14 protein-coding genes are annotated in these 19032 nt (G+C 38.4%); 3 read left to right on the top strand and 11 right to left on the bottom strand.

Going from position 1 to position 19032, the window contains the following annotated elements:
• The first annotated feature begins 3 nt into the window (after positions 1–3).
• Positions 4–1005, top strand: coding sequence for a response regulator transcription factor (locus ACYQ21_RS02160; protein ID WP_460054663.1), 1002 nt, complete (start codon positions 4–6; stop codon positions 1003–1005).
• Positions 1006–1699: 694 nt separating this feature from the next.
• Here ACYQ21_RS02160 and ACYQ21_RS02155 read toward each other — a convergent pair.
• Both ACYQ21_RS02155 and ACYQ21_RS02150 read right to left on the bottom strand, forming a co-directional pair.
• Positions 1700–4183 (bottom strand): transglycosylase domain-containing protein, encoded by a 2484-nt coding sequence (locus ACYQ21_RS02155; protein ID WP_460054661.1) that lies wholly within the window; start codon positions 4181–4183, stop codon positions 1700–1702.
• 126 nt (positions 4184–4309) lie between these two features.
• Positions 4310–5080, bottom strand: coding sequence for a TraX family protein (locus ACYQ21_RS02150; protein WP_460054660.1), 771 nt, complete (start codon positions 5078–5080; stop codon positions 4310–4312).
• A gap of 283 nt (positions 5081–5363) precedes the next feature.
• Between ACYQ21_RS02150 and tyrS the strand changes: the two genes are divergently transcribed.
• Entirely contained in the window at positions 5364–6617 is a 1254-nt protein-coding gene (tyrS, locus tag ACYQ21_RS02145) for a tyrosine--tRNA ligase (RefSeq protein WP_460054659.1), read from the top strand.
• Positions 6618–6892: 275 nt separating this feature from the next.
• On the opposite strand, the gene ACYQ21_RS02140 is transcribed toward tyrS, so the two are convergent.
• The 8 genes from ACYQ21_RS02140 to ACYQ21_RS02105 form a co-directional block, all read right to left on the bottom strand.
• A complete protein-coding gene (locus ACYQ21_RS02140; protein WP_460054657.1) occupies positions 6893–7729 on the bottom strand; it encodes a ThiF family adenylyltransferase in 837 nt (278 codons plus the stop codon).
• A gap of 124 nt (positions 7730–7853) precedes the next feature.
• A complete protein-coding gene (locus ACYQ21_RS02135) occupies positions 7854–9098 on the bottom strand; it encodes an MFS transporter (RefSeq protein ID WP_460054656.1) in 1245 nt (414 codons plus the stop codon).
• A 453-nt stretch (positions 9099–9551) separates the two neighbouring features.
• On the bottom strand, positions 9552–10394 hold the full coding sequence (locus ACYQ21_RS02130) for an Rgg family transcriptional regulator (protein ID WP_460054655.1): 843 nt from the start codon (positions 10392–10394) through the stop codon (positions 9552–9554).
• A 269-nt stretch (positions 10395–10663) separates the two neighbouring features.
• Positions 10664–12082 (bottom strand): MFS transporter, encoded by a 1419-nt coding sequence (locus tag ACYQ21_RS02125; protein WP_460054653.1) that lies wholly within the window; start codon positions 12080–12082, stop codon positions 10664–10666.
• Between the two features lie 17 nt (positions 12083–12099).
• Complete coding sequence (thiI, locus tag ACYQ21_RS02120; RefSeq protein ID WP_460054652.1) at positions 12100–13323, bottom strand: tRNA uracil 4-sulfurtransferase ThiI; 1224 nt, start codon at positions 13321–13323, stop codon at positions 12100–12102.
• Positions 13324–13332: 9 nt separating this feature from the next.
• A complete protein-coding gene (locus tag ACYQ21_RS02115) occupies positions 13333–14475 on the bottom strand; it encodes a cysteine desulfurase family protein (protein ID WP_460054651.1) in 1143 nt (380 codons plus the stop codon).
• Positions 14476–14621: 146 nt separating this feature from the next.
• The gene (locus ACYQ21_RS02110) at positions 14622–16673 is read right to left on the bottom strand and encodes a cation:proton antiporter (protein ID WP_460054649.1); all 2052 of its coding nucleotides are present in this window, start codon (positions 16671–16673) and stop codon (positions 14622–14624) included.
• 113 nt (positions 16674–16786) lie between these two features.
• The gene (locus tag ACYQ21_RS02105) at positions 16787–17083 is read right to left on the bottom strand and encodes a hypothetical protein (protein ID WP_460054648.1); all 297 of its coding nucleotides are present in this window, start codon (positions 17081–17083) and stop codon (positions 16787–16789) included.
• Positions 17084–17301: 218 nt separating this feature from the next.
• Between ACYQ21_RS02105 and ACYQ21_RS02100 the strand changes: the two genes are divergently transcribed.
• Positions 17302–17736 carry a universal stress protein gene (locus ACYQ21_RS02100; RefSeq protein ID WP_460054646.1) on the top strand — a complete coding sequence of 145 codons (435 nt, stop codon included), beginning with the start codon at positions 17302–17304 and terminating at the stop codon, positions 17734–17736.
• 63 nt (positions 17737–17799) lie between these two features.
• Here the strand turns inward: ACYQ21_RS02100 and pepT are convergent, their stop codons facing one another.
• Entirely contained in the window at positions 17800–19032 is a 1233-nt protein-coding gene (gene pepT, locus ACYQ21_RS02095) for a peptidase T (protein WP_460054644.1), read from the bottom strand.

Below are 19032 nucleotides of genomic sequence, written 5' to 3'. Positions count from 1 at the left end.
ATAATGAGAGGCATTCATGTGGCTATTCTATTTATCATTTATAACATCGGACTTTTTATCCTCTTTACTATTGTCGCAACGCTTGGAATCGTCACTTACTTTCGACAAAAACGTCCCTTTTTTCTGACCGTCGCTCTTTTATTTATTTTTTTAATTATCAACAATATCTTAATCTACTTAACTGAACAAGTCCCTTGGTTTTCAGATGGTTTTGATCAGATCTTTATGACAACTCCCTCGCCTAAAATCATTCTTTTAGTTGCACATTCTATCTTTTTAATTCTTATTTTAGATGCTGCTTTACAAGCTAAGATTCAAACTTGGCAATATCTTTTGATTATCGCACAAACACTAACCCTTTTGTTCGTACCTATGTTGCCGAACAATGCTTTTAAAGTTTGGATTTTCTATCTCCCTTCAGAAATTGTCAGGATTGCACTTGCCATTTACGGCTTGCATGTCTTAAAAAATGTTAAACAAGAGGAAGATACGAAAACTCGCCCGCATATTAATATTCAAATCAATAATCTCAATTTGTTTAAAAAATTACTGATAATCACGATTCTGATGACCAGCGTGATTATCATTGAAGATACTATTGTCATCTTTTTCCGTGATAGTTATGCTTTAGGTCAGGTTCATATGACAAATCGAAGTATCAGTGAAGATATATTAGCCATTATCTATGCAAGTATCGCGATTCCCTATCTTGCCATAGACTTGATTAAACCAATCTCCGTTGATACAATGGCAAAAAAAGTTAGCACAGCCGACAATTTATCACTATCCAAAAAACAGAAATTCGCCCATACCTACAATATGACTTCACGTGAAATAGAAGTTTTGATGCTCCTTTTAGAAAATAAAAGTAATCTAGAAATTAGTAGCGACCTTTTTATATCAATGGGAACTGTCAAAAGTCATATCCATAATATTTTTATCAAACTGGATGTCACCAAACGAAGAGAAGTTCAAAAATTGTATGCTGAATATGATATGGATTGATAACTTCAAATCATCTCACCAAATGTCTCGAAGGCCAAAAATAAGAAAGAGGCTGAGACAAAAGTCTTGAAGATAAACAAATCGCATGTCTTCGTTTTTGAAAACGTTGTTGCCATTGATTTATTTATTTTGTAATTAGCTAAATTATGCTAATTTTCGACTTTTGTCCCAACCTCTTTTAACAAAATTAATTTAAAAATTGTAGAAAATCTTTGGGTATTTCTGATGTAAAATCACTTTGCTCAAAAAAAGTATTGCTTGAAAATTATTATCTTCCCTCCATTCCAATAAATAGATTTTTTGAAATTTCTTCAAAAAAAAACAAAGCGCAATCACTTCTTACACTTTGTCAATATTCTAAACGAATAATTTTATAATTACTTGTCTTTCTTTTACAACCCTAAAGCTGGTTTCACTTCTGATAAGAATTGATTTCTTGCGATTTTTCTATTTTTGAAAATCTAGATATTATTTAATTCCCCATTTTTCCTTTTCCAGAAAGTCCTCTAATACCCTCTTTCAAGCGTAATGTTGGAATATCAACTTCCTCAATTTCTGGTTCGCCATCATCATCAAGTTCATCTGAATCTGCTAAATCATCATAGGCAGAAGAATTAAACGGAGACTATAAGTCTGGTTAGCTATATTAAAACCACGATTGACTGTAGCAATCACGGTTTTCGGTTTTAAACACTTATTGTTTTTTCTTATCGCTACTATCAGTGCTATCAGTGTTACTACTAGAACTACTACTAGTCGTATTACCTGAATTGTTCCCCGAACTATTACCAGTATTATTGCCTGAATTATTTCCAGCGTTATTGCCTAAAATTTTTGACCAAGCGTTGGTATAGTCACTATCACTACCACCAATCGCAAATTTATATTGCGTGATTGGGGCACCCTCTTGCTTTGCCCAATAAGAGATAGTCGTTGGACCTGATAGGGTAAAGTTAGTATATCCGCCACCTGTAAACGCCCCTGTTTTTTCACCTGTTGCTGTTAAGACTGTTGTTTTCGTTACCGATGGATCAAGTGTGAAACGTTGTTCAATACCAAAGACGCCCGGATTAGCCTGATAAATGGCGTTAGCTAAGCTAGCAACATATTCCGAATTGTTACTATAGCCTGTCAATGGTGCCATTGAAACATTGTGATCATCATGACCGACCCAAGAACTGAGAGTTACAGCTGGCGTTCCAACCATGAGCCAAACATCGGCAAAGTCATTTGATGTCCCGGTTTTACCCACCCAATCAGCACTCGCAAGCGTTGGATTGAGATTAGACAGTTGACCATAAAAAGTCGTTGTTTTTTGCGACTTAATCGGCCCTTTTAAAAGCTCTGCCATGATTGATGAGGTCGCTTTTGAGAAGACCTGCACGGGTTGGCTTTGATGTTTATAAATTTCATTACCATTACTGTCTTTAATACTATCGACAACATAATAAGACTCATATTGACCGCCATTTAGAAGCGCTTGATAACCATTGGTATGTTGCACAACAGACGGTTCAATCCCACCACCCAAAGGTAGAGATTCGATTTGATAGTTGGCAATCTTGTACCCCATCTTAGTCATGTAAGGTTTAACACTCTGACCATTTTTAAGGATGGTTTGGTAAGTCCAGTAAGCGGGAATATTCCAAGAAGTATCTAACGCATCCTGCAAGGTCATCATTTCTTGTGTCCCTGCTGATGTATCGTGCATGATTGGCTCGCCACTTGAGAACTTGGTCGGATAGTTAGACAAACGACTTGCGCTACCCATGATTCCCATATCAATCGCAGGCGCATAGGCCAAAATCGGTTTTATCGATGAACCGGGACTACGGTGCGTATCAAAAGCATGGTTATTTTGGTTGGTATTATAGTCTAAACCACCGACAAAGCCAAGCACAGCACCAGTTTTATTGTCCATCAAGACATTACCAGTCTGGTTTTCACCCGTGCCATCTTGCAAAAGATAGCCATAATTGGCAACTGCCGACTGCATAGCTTGATAAATCCCTTGATCAATGGTTGCTGTGATAGTAAAGCCACCTTGCTGCAATTTTTGCTCAGCCATTTTTTGATAGGTTTCTTTAATCACATCATTGCCTTGATCGGCTTCAGACACCTTGTCCGTCTTAATCAAATAGTCATAGACCCGTTCAAAAGCTTCATTGTAGACCACGTGATAGAGATAGCCATGGCTCGTTGTCTCCGCTGATGCAGGCGCAATGAACTCTGTCGAAATATCATAGGCGATATAGGCATCATATTCTTTTTTGGAGATGTAGCCATTTCGATAGAGGTTAAAGAGGACATCTTTTTGCCTCGCCAACCCATATTGCATATTTTCCTTAGACTTGAGATTCCCATCTGCACCATAAGGTGTGTAGATAATCGGACTCTGTGGTAAGCCTGCGATAAAGGCTGCTTCTGGAATCGTCAAGTCCTTAGCTGATTTGCCAAAAATCCCTTGAGCGGCTTCTTCAACACCTGCAATATTCTGACCTTTATTATTGCGACCAAAAGGCGAAACATTTAGATAATCTGTTAAAATTTCATCCTTGGTAAAATGCTTTTCAAGCTCCAAAGCATAGACCATTTCCGTCGCCTTTCGTTTAAAAGTCGGCGAATCTCCAAGGACTTGTTGTTTAATCAACTGTTGAGTAATCGTTGAGCCGCCTGAGGATGACCCACCCATTGATTCTCCTAAAATCGCTCTGAAGAAGGCTTTGGGTACCACGCCTTTGTGCTCCTCAAAGTTCTCATCCTCTGTCGCAATCAAAGCATCTTTGAGCGTTTTGGCAATCTGATCACTTGAGACTTTTGTTCTAATCAAATCACTTGAAATGTCAGAAATCGGCTGACCATTGCTATAAGTCATGACCGAAGCTTCATGAATCGTATTGATTTTTTCAGTCAAAAGTTTGCTTGAAGGAACTTTGACATCTGAAATCAAGCTCACCAAATAACCCATTCCTGTTGCGGCACCAAAAATAATCCCGAGACTCAAAATCGTCACAAAAATAACCGACAGACCTCTGACAACGATAAAAATCGTTTCTAAAATGGTTTTCCCATCCGAAGGACTGCTTTTCTTTTCATTTTTTTCATCACGTTTCGCCTTCTTCATCTCGATACGATGTTGCAAGGCTTCACGTTCTTTATCGGAAAATTCTTTACTCATATCACTTATTATATCATAATTTTTTCTTTTACCCACTACTATATGTGCTGTAACCCTTTGTATATGGGGCTTTCGTCTTTTTTTCTGCATATCATTATATTTCGACAATCTGCAGATTGGCCGCTTCTATAGAAAAAATAAGGTTGATAAGAGATACAAAACGATAATGTGGAGTGGATAGAAGATGTAGAACAACCATTTTTCTTTTCTACCTTCTTTACCGTTATACAGATAGATTGGGATAAGTGAAAACAGCATCATCCATTGTTCCTGATGTGGATTTGAAATAAAAATAAATAGACTGACAAGCGCAAGTGCTAAATAAGCACCCAATTTCTTATCTCTAAAGATATGAAACAGCAAAGCAAGTAGGATAAAAATCGGTCCCCCTTCAACTGTTACAGCATTTGGGATAAAGAAGATAAAAGTTTGTTTGATGAGAAGGGGCAATTCTTGGCTTCCTATGACAACTAATGTTATGAACGGTGTCAAGACGAGGAATAGCAACCCTAAGATAGCCTTACCGATATATTTGACTTTTCCGAAAAAGCCATCATATATCCACATGGCACATAAGCCTAAAAATAAAGTGCCAAAGATTGTATTAATCAGCTCTACCCTAGGATTTGGCAAGATAGCTGGGATAAACATGAACACAATCTGACAAATCCAAAAACCAATGAGTAAACTCAGCATATATTTTTTACGATTACGGGTATAATGAAAGCCTTCTGCACTTAAGAACAAGAAAATCGGTGCGACTAATCGCCCTAGCATGGTAAACCACAGCGGAATCCCTTCAAAATAAAACATCTGGTGGATATGGTCAAAGACCATTAAGATAATTCCGATAAGTTTTAAATCAAATGATGTTAAACCTCTTTTGAGGATAGACATAGTATATTCTCCTATTTATTTAATTTCAAGGGAACAAAACATTGTTGTGTGCCTTGACGATATTGAAATTATACACCAGATTCTGGCTTCTTTGCCTTACACTTTCGTAAGCTCAGTGTAAGGTTAGACACTTCAAATGCTTATCAGACAGCATTTAAATCAGCAAATCATCGCCTCACGCCTTAAAATATCTTGTTTTTTTTGATATAATAGACTTAATTTCTAAAAATTAAGCATAACGAGGTTGTCAATAGCGGTAACCTCAAAAGAAGGACGATTGAATATGAATATCTTCGAAGAACTCAAAGCGCGTGGTTTGATTTTTCAAACGACTGATGAAGCGGCTCTAATCAAAGCCTTAACTGAAACTTCTGTCAGCTTTTATACGGGCTATGACCCAACGGCGGACTCGCTCCATTTGGGGCATTTAGTGCCTATCCTAAATATGCGCCGCCTGCAACTTGCAGGACACCATCCAGTGGCGCTCGTTGGTGGCGCAACTGGGATGATTGGCGACCCATCATTTAAAGATGCTGAGCGCTCACTCCAAACCACTGATACCGTGGCACAATGGTCTGAGTCAATCAAGCAACAACTCTCACGTTTCCTGAGTTTTGAAGGCGATAATGCTGCTATCGTAGTCAACAACTATGACTGGTTTGCTAACATGAACGTCCTCGAATTTTTACGTGATGTCGGCAAATACTACACCATTAACTACATGATGAGCAAAGAATCTGTCAAAAAACGGATTGAAACTGGAATTTCCTATACTGAGTTTGCCTACCAAATTCTCCAAGGCTATGATTTCTACCAACTCAATGAAAATCACGGGGTCAACCTCCAAATCGGTGGCTCTGACCAATGGGGGAACATGGTAGCTGGGACTGATTTAATTCGTAAAAAGTCAGGGAACGAAACCCATGTCATTACAGTACCGTTAATCACTGATTCAACCGGTAAAAAATTCGGCAAGTCTGAGGGCAATGCCGTATGGCTTGATGCCGATAAAACATCACCATATGAATTTTACCAATTCTGGCTCAATATCGCTGATGCCGATGCCGTCAAATTCTTGAAAATCTTTACTTTCTTATCGCTTGATGAGATTGATGCCATTGCAAAAACTTTTGAAGCGGCACCACATGAACGTTTGGCTCAAAAAACTTTGGCCAAAGAAGTCGTGACACTGGTACATGGTGCCGCAGCTTATGACCAAGCAGTCAACATTTCACAACAACTCTTCGCGGGCAATGTCAAAGAATTAGCCATCAAAGACATTAAAGCTGGTTTATCTGACGTCGCAAACTTTACTGTCACACCTGATTTCGATGGCAATTTAGTTAATCTACTCGTTGATGCGAAGATTTCCCCAAGCCGCCGCCAAGCGCGTGAAGACATCACCAATGGCGCCATTTACCTCAACGGTGAACGCCAAACTGAGCTTGATTATATCTTGACTGATACAGATAAACTCGAGAATGAGCTGACTGTCATCCGCCGTGGTAAGAAAAAATATACGATTGTGAATTACTGATTGGAATACCTCGTCCCGCTAAGAACATATGAAAAGGGTGACAAAAATTAACTTCATTTTAGCTAAAAAAACTTTAAAAATAGAAAATCGCAAGAACTCCCGTTTAAAAAAGAGTTTCCTGCGATTTTTCTATTTTTAAGGCCTCTGTCCAAACCCTTAATGATGTGCTACTATTAACTCTAAAATTGAACTGTTTAGAATTATCACATCAGGTATCAGAAAATATTAGACTTATTCGACTCCCTTTTGACTCACATCAAGTTACTAACCTCATTTTACACTTTGCAATCAAAACGAATTTCATTCGTTTCAAAATTTCCATATGCTAAAACCGTCTCTTTTTCTAACATATAGTCAAGTAACAGTTTTGAAACCATATATGTACCTAAAAATGAGTTTAAAACTGAGCCACTGTTTGCAATAATCCCATCTTTCTTATTAATAATCAGCGATTTAATCCTATCAATAAACTTTATAGCCGTCTGATGATTTTTAATCAAATATGCCGTTTGAGCTAAAACACCATAACCGCACACAAGAATAGGTCCATTAATTTTATTATCAACTTTGGCTTGAGTTATACTTAACATTAATTCATGATCATCAGAGGCATTTATGAGGATATCTGTATCCGTAAGCCCATCAACTAAGCTATTTAATTCTTTGTAGTTAGCTACAAATTTTGTGTGGACCATTATCTGAATTTTTTCGCCATACCTATCATTTAATACATCAACTTTATATTTTCCTATTTCATTTACTAAATAATTTTGTGCCTCTAAATTTTTTTCTTCAACACAGTCACCGTCAATTAAAACAAAATGATTGAATTTCAACTTACCCAGAACTTCAACCAAGTAACTGCCAGCTGTACCTAAACCGATAATAATAATTCTTTGTTCCGAAACTTTTATTTCATAGTCTTGATAGAATTTTTGCGGAAAAGTATTAACAAACATTTCAATTCTTGTTAATGGCTCCACTGTTCCAGAAATCCAGTATCCATAACCTTTGTTTTCTAAAAACAGAAGAATGTCATCTTTTTGCGTTTGTGATATTAATGTGTAGTCATTTACTTCTTCACTAGTTTTTGGTGTGCTAATAAACTGCAAAAATGAAAAAAGGCTTCATTATCATCAGTATTAATTGATGTATTTAAACAATTATTACCATGATATATCTCGATTCCTGATTCTTTTTTCATCCAAATCAATTCTGATTTCAATCTAAATTGTTTCATTTTTTACTCCTTTGATTAGTTGTTAATATTAAGGTAAGTGCCACTAGAGAGAACATAAAGAAAATACACCATGAAATTTTTACATGCCACAAGGTAAGACTTGTAAATATAACTGTCCCAACTGGAATTGATAACATGAACAGGGTATCAAGAAAAGCACCAGTTTGCGCCAATACTTCAGGTGCTAAAGCGTTCAATAATTGTGATGACAATTTAGGATTAATTTTACCTATCACATACCCGATAAAAGCGATAAATATTGTACTCATTAAAGGCGGAAACTGTAAGATATTTATCATTGAAAAAAATATTAAAATAGTCGATACAAGCGAAATTAATGTAGTGAGTGAGAATTTTGAAAAAACATCATTTGGCAATAGACTACTGATAATCACACCTAAAATATAAGAACTTTGCAAGATTAAAACAGAAGTACCAAATTGAAGATTGAAAATTGGCTTATCCAATAAAACAATATTAAAAATTGGCAAAATGGCACTACCTAATACATTAATCAGAATAATACAACCTAATATCCTAGCAAAACCAGTTGTCCCTTCTTTACCAAATATTTGCTTTGTGTTTGATAAAATTGCTTTCATTTTTGAAATAAGAGAACTTTTATTATCCTTACTAACAGCAGAGATAAATTCAAAAGACATCTCTTTTCGTATGACAATCAGTGCAAAAACTGACAATAAAAAAGTTATAGCATTTACAATAGCAACAAGTGAAAAATTTTGATAACTAGCAGTCAGTAGCCAAACCCCCAAAATTTGACCAAGTAAAGAACTGATATAAGTAATAAATTGCTTAAAAGAAAATGCCGACATCATCGCATCTTCTGAAACATTTTTTTGAATGATAGGCATTTTCAGACCACGCTCAAAATTACTAAATATATCAGATATGATATTAATAAAACACACTGCAGAAAAAGCAAGATAGGACATATTCCTTTGAAGTAAAGCGACTAAAATAAATAAAAATGCCTGAATAAAGCCAAGACTAATCGTCCACTTCACTTTTTTCTCAGTCTTATCAGCCTTTATCCCCACAGAGATTTGAAAAAATATAGGAATAAGCATAATCGCATTGGCAACAAAAACCATAAATTTTGGATTGGGTAGTGTTGCAGCAAAGATAACAAAAACAATATTATAGATTGAGGCACCCGAATTATTTAAGAAATCAGAAATTGTTAGCCACCTAAAAACTCTATTTTTTAAAAAAAGGTTCATGAATTCTCCATAGTAATTTGAAAAAGCGATGAATATAAATCACTTCATATTCATCGCCGTTTAATTTTATGCAATGATAGAAATCATAATATCTCCATTGCTATCCAATACATGTTTTTCTTCAAACTTCATATTTTTTTCCTCCTCCCCAACAATAATCTAGCTGTCACTCTTGTTCAGCTCTTGTAAGTCATTTCGAACTAACTTACAAAATAATTATATCACGCCAAACATCCCTATACGAAAAGTTGCTAACTTGCAACACTTTTTGTTATAAACCGTTGCAAGTTAGCAACATTACGTTTTCGCTTTTTAAATTTGATAAAATATGACTATCAATAGTAAAGGAAAGGAATTCTAATCATGATTTTTAAACTACTTAATCTGTTTGGTATTTTAGATTTTTAATTTAAACAAAACACCAGTATTTTAACAAGCTACTGGTATTTTTATTTAGGTATAGTTGACTAGAAGAATCTCAATTCTTTTCGCTAATACTGATGCATCTAATTTTTTTAAAAACTGAATATCCCTTTCAATATCCGTCAAAATCTCTGATTTTTCTTCTTGACGATAGCAAGAAATTTTTTTAAAAATAGAAACAGCAATTCTCTCTACTGTATCGTTTGGTTTTAATAGTACTTCAAGTTTCTTTTCAAACACATCTGCATAGCTAAACTTTCGATGAAGAATCATATGAACATATAGATTTACAACTGTTCGCTTAACGATATGAGCATTGTAAGGTAACTTTTTATAAAATTTATCTTTTTTCAATAAATTTAAACCAAGTTGGTACACTAAATTAATATCTAAAGTTTCCAAAACCATCGCAAAAACATTAACATCAAATACTGTCCACTCTTCAATATCTGTTAAATGTTTATCAATAAACAGACATTCCTCATCTGTTAGCAAATTTTTTCCCGACAAATCTTTGATTGCACACTTAGCCAAAATATTGAAAATCTTTTTCTCTTTTGTTCTAGGTTTTGGTAGAATCAGGGCTTTCAAGCCCTCTATATCTTGAGTAACAATATAAGACTGTAATTTTTCACCAAACCTATGTAAATTACCACCCTCAAAATTTCCGATTGTCAAGAAAAATTCGCTCGCAGTCATATTTAAACCGTTAATCGCATGCATAAAACCGTCTAACAATAACATTTGTGTCCCATTTTCAAATCTTGAAACCTGTGATTTATTCAGATGATCACTTGTGACGTCTCCCATAGTGTAACCCCTAGACTCCCGTACCTTTCGATAGTGAACACCTAAATCTTTAAAATCTAACATCTATCTTTCTCCATTATTTTACTTAACAAATACATATAAAATAGCATAACAGAACGAACACAAGCAGAGAAATAGTAACCGCTATCATTTACTGCCTACTGAAATTATACAAATTTTCAGAATATCTGTCAATTATTTATATCAAAATATTCAGACAATATATCATCAAATCATCTTAAAAATGATGTAATTTATGACTGTGACAAAAAACTGTATGAAATCTGCCCTTTTAAAAACAGATTTCATACAGTTTTAATTACTAATAACTTCTACATAACTGATGCAGATTTTTTCCGCGTCATTAAACGATAAACAGACAGTCCCCAAGCAAAGACGACCAAGGCGAGTGCCACATAGAAAGCCATGTGCATACCGTGAAGAAAGACTTGCGGTTGTGACTTGACATATCCGGACACGCGGTGTCCGATTTGTCCTGACATGGCAACAAATAAAACCGTTGTCGCTAAGGTTGTCCCTAAGACAAAGCCGAGGTTTCGTCCCAAGGCGTTGACTGACCCTGCAATTCCCAGATATTTGGTCTCCACCGTGGACATGACTAAGGCGTTGTTAGGGCTTTGGAAAAAGCCGACGCTGCCACCATGAATAAACAGGATTAACATCACGAGTGGTAATGCTGTGACCTGCCCAATCATGAGGTAGCCGAGTTGGACGATTAAGACACCTGAGATGGCAAAAAAAGTGATGTTTTCCTTGTCAAATTTATCAGACAAAACACCTGCTATCGGGCTGAAAATGAACATGCCAACAGGATAAGCCATCATCACCATCCCTGCAAAACCAGCAACAGCCCCACGGTAATCTTGCAGGTAGAAAGGCATGAGGATATTTACAAAACTACCTGCTGTAAACATGGTCATACTGGTCAAGACACTCATACTAAAGAGCTTGCTACTGAAAATATTGAGATTCAGCAAGGGTTTATCGACTGTTTTTTCTGTATGAATGAACCAAACAAAAAGTGCAATCATGGTAATAAAACTTAGGATAACTGGCAGGGTCATGAAACCTTTGGCTTGCCCCAGACTGACTGCGACGAAAAAGGCCACAATCATCAGAAACATCTGCGTTGCTCCAAGTAAATCAGCATCTTTCACGCTACCTGAGCCCGGATCTTCCGGCAAAGCTTTGCGACCGATGAGATAGGCAACGACGCCCAAAGGCACATTAATCCAGAAAATATATGACCAACTCGCAAATTGCAGAATAAACCCACCAATAGCAGGCCCCGCAATGGCACCAAGACTGACAAACATAGACATGATACTCATGGCTCTGGATCTCAAAGCCGGCTCAAAAAGCTGACTGGTGATGCCGAAACTATTAGACATGGTCATTGACGCACCAATCGCCTGAACAATTCTCGAAAACAGTAGAAAATGTAGTCCCAGATTAATTCCTGCGAGAAGTGAGCCTAGGGTAAAAATCAAACTACCCATACTAAAAATTCTCGTTTTACCGACCAAATCTCCGAGTCTGCCAAATAACAGAATCAAGCCTGAAATAACGACCAGATAAATGGTTACTGACCAAGTCACTTGCCCCATATCGAGGTGCATTTCCCGTGCCATACTTGGCAGGGCAATGTTGACAATTGACCCATCAAGGGTTGACATGAACGTGAAAATACCTAGCGCTAGTAGTCCCGGAAATTTTTCTTTGCTAAACATAACTGACCCACCTTTTTCTATAATAAATCTTGAATGGCTGCCTCAAGCGCATCAACCTGTGTTTCCCCTGTAATCTGACTGACCATCATCCCATCAACTGCTCGTTTGACTAGATTATCAATGTCCATACGCGCCTCGAATTTCTCAGCGTTTTCAAGCTTGGGATTGGTCTTAGGTTGTGGTGGCGCAAAAATCGTACAGCAGTCTTCAAATGGCTGAATGGAAATATTAAAGGTATCAATCTTCTCAGCTAATTCGATAATTTCCAGCTTATCCATGGTCACGACCGGTCGAATGACTGGCGTTGTCGTGACTGCATTGATAGCTGTCATTGAGCCTAATGTTTGACTGGCGACCTGACCCAGACTTTCCCCATTGATAATGACTTGACCATTGCGACGCGCCCGAATTTCATCGACGACACGCATCATAAAACGACGCATGACTGTCATCAAATAAGGCATGGGCACTTTTTCTTTGATTTCTTCTTGAATTTCAGTAAATGGTACTTCGATAAATTGAATATCGCCACCAAAAACAGTCAGCTTGCTGGCTAAATCTTTGGCTTTTTTGAGCGCACCGGGACTGGTATAAGGTGGGCTCGCAAAATGCACAGCCTCGATTTCAACGCCACGTTTCAACGCTAAATATCCCGCTACAGGCGAATCAATGCCACCAGACAACATCAACATCCCTTTACCAGCCGTTCCGACAGGTAAACCACCCGCGCCCTTAATTGTTTCATAACTCAGATAAGCAAAGTCAGGACGGATTTCAACACGCAAATCAATATCTGGCTTTTTCATCTGGACTTTGGCATGTGGTACTGCCATGATAACCGTATGCCCCAACTCGCGGTTTAACTCAGTACTATCCAGCTCGAAGTCATGGTCAGAACGCTTGGCTGTGATTTTAAAGGTCATGCCTTCTTGATAGACTTCAGTCATCAACGCAGCCACTGCTGCTTCAATCGCTGGCATATTTTTATCTACTTTGATGGCAGGCGAAAAATTTTGGATACCAAACACCTTGACTAATTTCTCAGCCAATGGACCATAGGCTGCACCATTAAGGAAGATATGCGCTCGGTCTCGCTCGGCCTTGACTGAAATCGTTGGAAATTCTGTTAAAACCTCCCGAATATTTTTAGCAAGTCGACCGATAAAGCGCATCCGATTCTTGCCCTTGGTTGACAGCTCGCCATAGCGAACCATAATTTCTGAATAATTTAAATTTGTCATGATTACTTTCTATTGTATTTTTTGAAATTTAGCGTGGAGTTGTTTGAAAATCGTCAAAAATTGCTCGATTTCCGCCATGTTATTGGTCTCATCTAGGGAAATGCGGACAGCTGATGTCGCAAGTTTAGGCGATACTTTCATCGCCGTTAGGGTACTTGACGCCAGCCCCGCCTTAGATGAACAGGCACTTGTCGTTGAGATGTAAATCTCGTGTGCTTCAAAACCATGCACCAAGACTTCCCCACGGACACCTTTGAGGCCAAACGTGATGATATTCGGTACAAAGTTATCCCGCTGACTAAAGACGACAACAGCCGAATATTCAGCCAGTGCTGTCAACAAGACTTCTTTCATCGCCGACAACTTCACAAGTTTAGTCTCTGAGTCTGCTAGCACCATACGTAAAGCCTTAGCTGTTGCTGCAATTCCTGCCACATTTTCCGTCGTTGAGCGTTGATTATTTTCTTGACCACCACCTGTTAACAGGGGTTGCAGTTTTTTCCCTTTTTTAATGTAGACAAAGCCCACACCGCGCGGACCATGAAACTTATGTGCTGAAAAAGTTGCAAAATCAACACGTTCAGGTAAAAACTCAAGCACGTCTAACTTACCAACCGCCTGCACCGCATCCACATGAAAAGAAATCGTTGGTTTATCCGCTAACAAGTCACCAATCTGACGAATTGGCTCAATGGTTCCAATCTCGTTATTGACAGCCATGATTGAGACTAAAATCGTTTCTTTTTTGATCAAGGCTGCAAGCACATCGAGTTTAACAAAACCATGGCTATCAACAGGGGCAAAATCCACCTCAAAGCCTTGTGTGGCAAGCCATTCTGCAGATGCTTTAACAGCAGGGTGTTCAACACTTGAGACAATGATATGGTTACCATAGACACGCTTTTCAAATGCCACACCTTTTAAAATCCAGTTATCGCCCTCTGTGCCGCCTGAGGTAAAGTAAATTTCCGATGCTGCTTTGCCGAGTAAGTCGGCAATTTGCTTGCGAGCTGCCTCTAGCATTCGCCCAGCGACTGTCCCTAGATTATGTAAACTAGACGGATTGCCCATGATTTTGGTGGCAACGTCAGTATAGGTTTTCAGGACTGCGGGATTAATTGCCGTCGTCGCTGAATTATCGAAATAAATCATGTTTCTTCCTTTTTATTAAAATTTCAAGCTAATTTCTGTCAAAATAGATATTAACAAGCCTGTGCAAGTTCAGAAATTTACGCTACGTCACATACTGCTTTCACTATTATATTTTGAACTTGAAAATAACTGCGAGTTCGCAGTTTTTATTTGGGTCTATACTCTAGGAAATCATAGAGTAAGTTGGATTGATTATCATTCATTGAATAGTTTTCTAGGGCATTGACATTTTTTCGCATCACTTTGGCTTCTCGCGCTGTCAGCAAGCCTTGCGCCTCATATTCAAAGATAAATTTTCGCTCTAGGTAGTAACCACGCATCATCTCGTCCAAATTATTCGGTCGTGTTTTAGTAATAATTCGGGTAATGAAACCTCCCGTTGCCACTTGCTCTGAGGCGCGCAAGCGTTCTGATTGAAGATAATTAATCAGATCAGCATTGTAGACCCCTTCCAAACTCTCTAAAGCATCCAAAATGAGGCTTGTATTATTGAAATAGAGGTCGCGAATTTCCGTTTTCGAGTCACCTACCAACTTCTGGATATTTTTTCGATTGCGTTTAAAATGAATATTAGTATGTAAAATATGACTTAAAACCAAGCGAATCGCCCGTAGAAAAATGGCGACTGCAAAGGCTAAACTTGAAACAAATCTATGAACAATTGAGCGTTCTAGCTCTTTCAAATACTGTTGGTAAATCCGATATGTCTTAATCGTAATCTCATTATTCCGAAAGGCATTTTCCAGACCTTCATTTTCAAGCCGAAGAATCAAGAGCTGTAAATCATTAAATTCTGCGGTCATTGTCGCTGATTCTTGATTAATAATCAATTTTTGAATTCTCGCCTGATAATTATCAATCGTTGCGATATAGCCAAGTTTATTACGACCTTTTTCGGACTCTTGTTCAAGTTTTTCAACGACGCTGGTCAAAATGGCAATTTTAGCGACATTATCAACCTTTTCTTCTTTTTTAGGCGCAATGATGGGTAACACCAAAATCCCCGTTAAGAAACTGGCAACGGTCACAGATGCTGCAAGAAAGATTAGCAATGAATACTTTTGAGCAACGGCTTCTGGTAACAATAAAATCGTCGCAATAGACACTGTCCCCTTGACACCAGAAAAAGTCAGAAGCAAAATATCATCAACATAACGCACAAATTTCTGACGACGTTTTTTAGCAATCACCGCATAATAGACACTTAAACTCACATAACGTAGCATAAATAAAGTCGCTGTTAAGACTAAAACCGTGAGGAGTAAGCGGAAATTATCATAATAAGCATTGCTAATAATGGGAGTCATGATTTGTTGCAATTCAATGCCTAAAAACAAAAAGACAATCGAGTTCAAAATGAAGGTCACGGCATTCCAAACGGTTTTCGAGACACTTTCGACCTGAGCATCAAATAGCGTGATTTTTTTGAAACCACTAGCCTGCATGACACCGGCGACAACAACAGCAATAATCCCTGAAACATGAAATTCTTCTGCTAGGAAAAAAGCCAGTAAGGGGAGCATAATCTCCAACATCAGATAACCCGTGACATCCTGCGCCGCGACATCTTCCATCAGGGTCAGAACAGTCCGATTCAACCAAGCCACGAGAAAACCAACTAGTGCTCCCCCAATGGCTGACAGTGCTAAGCTACCAACGGCTTTCCCAAGAGAAAACTCTCCTGTGGTCAACGCTAATATCGCAAACTGAAAGGCGATAATACCCGAGGCGTCGTTAAAAAGTCCTTCGCCTTTTAAGACAGCAATAATCCGTTTTTGAAAATCGAAACGCTCAGAAAGCGAACTCACTGCCACTGCATCCGTCGGTCCCAAACTGGCACCGAGGGCAAAACAGGCAGTTAAAGGAATGGCGGCATAGAAATTGTGGCTAATCATCCCGACGATAAAGGTTGTCAAAAAAACAACAGGGAAAACAAGTAGCGTTACCGTGCGGCCATGCTTGATAATCCCTCTGACATCGGCTTCTTCCCCCTCCCTAAATAAAAGGGGACCAATGACAAAGGCCAAAAAAAGCTCCGAATTGAGCCGCAACACATTTCCTGCCCCAAAAACACCTAAAATCAGACCAAAGACAACTTGAATCAAGGGGAGAGGAAGTTTAGGAAAAACCTTATTGATGACATTGGAAACAATGAGTGCGACAAAAAATATAATGACATAAAATACCGTATGAATCACTCGTTTATGCGCTCCTTTCACTCTTTATCTTAGCGAGCAATTACGCTCACTTGCTTGCTAATCTGAATAACTCATCCTAATGTATCACTTTAATAGCACGCTAAAAGCATGCCTTAGTGGTTATTTTTCTCGTCCAATAATTTTTTGAACAAGGCTTTTTTCATGGCTAACTTTTGATCAAATTTTTGAGCTGATTTTTTATCCAAAGTCGCCCGACAGCGTTTAATTTCTAATTCTGATAATTGTCGTCGCAAACGTGCTTTTTGATTATCTCGACTGCGAAAGCGATCTAAAAATGATAATTTAGCTGCCATAGCAGTCTTTAATTCACTTTTATCATGATTTTCTAGATAAAGCTCGCGCATATGTTGAATTCTTTGTTCAAATTCATCATCAGACAACTTTTTCATTTCTTCTCTCCATATGATTGATTGATAAGGCTTATTATAGCACAAAAGGAACCTACACGCCAACGCCAGAACACGCTAGACTCCAAAATCTCCTAAACTAGTTTTTCTTTTACTTTTCCACAAAATGAGCATATAATAAAAGTAGAGGGTATGACTGGTTTCTACCCCATTACCAAGCTCAAAAGGCAACACAAACAGAATACATGGAGGAAAAAGCTATGCTTCAAGAATATAAGAAAATTTTGGTGGGGATTGATGGTTCTGTTGAGTCTGCCAATGCTTTTGATCGTGCAGTTGCTGTCGCACTCAGAAATGATGCAGAACTTTTACTCGTCAATATCATTGATTTGCGCGCCTTCCAGAGCATCTCAACCTACGATACGATGGTCGCCGAAGACACTAAAAAGGGAGCGGAACAACTCATCGCCGACTTTGCCGAAGAAGCAAAAAAAGCTGGTGTCAATCAAGTTCATAGCCGAGTCGAATTCGGCTCTCCAAAAGTCATGATGTCAACGACAATTCCTAAAGAAGAAAACGTTGATCTGATTATGATTGGTGCGACCGGCTTGAGCTATATTGAACGCTTGTTCATCGGATCTGTTGCGCAATATGTTGCCACTCACGCCAAATGCGATATCCTAATCGTCCGTTAAAAATGAAATCAGAACTCGAAAAAAGTTCTGATTTTTTTGATAGAGAGGCACAGATCCTCAGACTTAAAGTTGTGTGCTGTTTAATTTAGCAATCTCAATAATGGTATCAACTGCTGCCTGCATGGTTTGCACGCTCACGAACTCAAAACGACCGTGCATATTTTCACCACCCGCAAAAATATTCGGCGTTGGAATACCCATAAATGAAATTTTAGATCCATCTGTCCCACCACGGACAGGCTCAATTTTCGGTGTGATCCCTAAGTTTGTCATCGCAGTTTCAGCAAGTGTGACAATCGACATATCTTTCTCAATCACTTCAGCCATGTTGTAATATTGATCTTTCAAGACAACATTGACACGGTCTTCATCATAAGTCGCATTCATTTTTTCAGCAATTGCTAGAAGGTCTGATTTCATTTGCTCGAAAGTCGTCCGATCATGGTCGCGAATGATGTAAGTCATCGTCGCAGCTTCTGGCGAACCAGTCAAAGTTGCCAAGTGGTAGAAACCTTGACGACCATCAGTCAGTTCCGGACGTGCTGTTTCTGGCAACTGATTATGGAAATCATTAGCCAACTGCAAGGCATTAATCATCTGATTTTTAGCTGTCCCCGGGTGGACATTACGCCCCGTAATCGTGATGACAGCTGATGCGGCATTGAAAGTTTCGTATTCCAACTCGCCAAGCGGACCACCGTCGATGGTGTAGGCAAAGTCAACATCGAAATCAGCAACGTCAAATAAATCAGCACCTGTCCCGATTTCTTCATCTGGTCCGAAGCCAACACGAATTTCACCATGTTCAATCTCAGGGTGTTGAATCAAGAAATCGGCTGCTGTCATGATCTCAGCAATACCTGCTTTGTCATCAGCACCAAGCAAAGTTGTCCCATCTGTTGTAATTAAGGTTTGGCCTTTATAATTGGCTAGATTAGAAAAGTCTTTAGCATCCAATGCGTAACCACTTGTCCCAAGTGGGATTGGATTGCCATCATAATTTTCGATGATTTGTGGCTTGATACCGTCAGCGTTAAAATCTGCTGTATCCACATGGGCAATCAAACCTATTTTACGGACTGGTTTAGCAGTCGTCGCTGGAATTGTCCCAATGACATAGCCATTGCTTTCTAAATAATGGACATTCTCTAAGCCGATTTCACGCATTTCATCAGCCAACATGGCTGTGAAGTCGACTTGTGACTGTGTCGTTGGAACTGTTGTACTTGTTTCGTCAGAGCGCGTATTGATTTTGACGTAACGTAAAAAACGGTCTAACATCATATTTTCTGTCAT

This window comes from Pseudolactococcus yaeyamensis, assembly GCF_054658615.1.
The sequence above is the reverse complement of the archived record's forward strand: the minus strand, read 5'-3'. Positions and strand labels throughout refer to the sequence as shown.

Bases quoted from the DNA above. Each gene is read 5' to 3' on its own strand.
- ACYQ21_RS02160 (WP_460054663.1), top strand. From the start codon at position 4: ATGAGAGGCATTCATGTGGCTATTCTATTTATCATTTATAACATCGGA.
- ACYQ21_RS02155 (WP_460054661.1), bottom strand. From the start codon at position 4,183: ATGAGTAAAGAATTTTCCGATAAAGAACGTGAAGCCTTGCAACATCGT.
- ACYQ21_RS02150 (WP_460054660.1), bottom strand. From the start codon at position 5,080: ATGTCTATCCTCAAAAGAGGTTTAACATCATTTGATTTAAAACTTATC.
- tyrS (WP_460054659.1), top strand. From the start codon at position 5,364: ATGAATATCTTCGAAGAACTCAAAGCGCGTGGTTTGATTTTTCAAACG.
- ACYQ21_RS02135 (WP_460054656.1), bottom strand. From the start codon at position 9,098: ATGAACCTTTTTTTAAAAAATAGAGTTTTTAGGTGGCTAACAATTTCT.
- ACYQ21_RS02130 (WP_460054655.1), bottom strand. From the start codon at position 10,394: ATGTTAGATTTTAAAGATTTAGGTGTTCACTATCGAAAGGTACGGGAG.
- ACYQ21_RS02125 (WP_460054653.1), bottom strand. From the start codon at position 12,082: ATGTTTAGCAAAGAAAAATTTCCGGGACTACTAGCGCTAGGTATTTTC.
- thiI (WP_460054652.1), bottom strand. From the start codon at position 13,323: ATGACAAATTTAAATTATTCAGAAATTATGGTTCGCTATGGCGAGCTG.
- ACYQ21_RS02115 (WP_460054651.1), bottom strand. From the start codon at position 14,475: ATGATTTATTTCGATAATTCAGCGACGACGGCAATTAATCCCGCAGTC.
- ACYQ21_RS02105 (WP_460054648.1), bottom strand. From the start codon at position 17,083: ATGAAAAAGTTGTCTGATGATGAATTTGAACAAAGAATTCAACATATG.
- ACYQ21_RS02100 (WP_460054646.1), top strand. From the start codon at position 17,302: ATGCTTCAAGAATATAAGAAAATTTTGGTGGGGATTGATGGTTCTGTT.
- pepT (WP_460054644.1), bottom strand. From the start codon at position 19,032: ATGACAGAAAATATGATGTTAGACCGTTTTTTACGTTACGTCAAAATC.